2 protein-coding genes are annotated in these 570 nt (G+C 68.1%); both read right to left on the minus strand.

Annotated elements, in window-relative coordinates; genetic code table 11:
• Positions 1-348: IS3 family transposase (locus tag CSR00_RS29905; protein ID WP_176562342.1), on the minus strand; the 348-nt coding region annotated here is incomplete at its 3' end.
• Between the two features lie 50 nt (positions 349-398).
• Positions 399-570: transposase (locus CSR00_RS31890; RefSeq protein WP_141564551.1), on the minus strand; the 172-nt coding region annotated here is incomplete at its 5' end.

Consider the following 570-nt stretch of genomic DNA (forward strand, 5'->3'; position numbering starts at 1 on the left):
GGTGGTGGAGTCGAACTGGAAGTCGATCGCCCACACCACGTTCGGCGCGTCGGCCTCCACCGGCGGGACCGAGGAGATCCCAGCCCGCTTGCGCGGGCTGTGCACACGGACCTGCAGGCCCTCCTCGCGCCACAGCCGGTGGACCTTCTTCTTGTTCACCTCACGGCGCTCGTCGTAGCGCAACGCCGCCCAGGCACGCCGGAACCCGTGGCACGGGTGTTTGGTGGCGTAGGAGCGCAGCCAGGCCCGCATCTCGGCATCCGGATCGTCGGGGGTCTGCCCGAGCGGCAGGCGGCGGTAGGTGGAGCGAGCCAGCCCAACGGCCTTGCACGCCAGCCGTTCGGACATGCTCAAGGTCTCCTTGAGCATGTCGACGGCACGGCGTTTGGCAGCTGGGCTCAGAATTTTCCCTTGGCGACCTCCCGTAGCGCGTCCTTTTCGAGTTCGGCGTCAGCCAGCAGCCGCTTGAGGCGGGCGTTCTGCTCGCGCAGCTCTTTGAGTTCCTTGGCGGCGTCGGTATCCATGCCGCCGTAGGTGCGCCGCCAGTTGTACAGCGTGGCCGGCGAGACC

This window comes from Mycolicibacterium palauense, from assembly GCF_002592005.1.
Taxonomy (GTDB): Bacteria; Actinomycetota; Actinomycetes; order Mycobacteriales; family Mycobacteriaceae; genus Mycobacterium; species Mycobacterium palauense.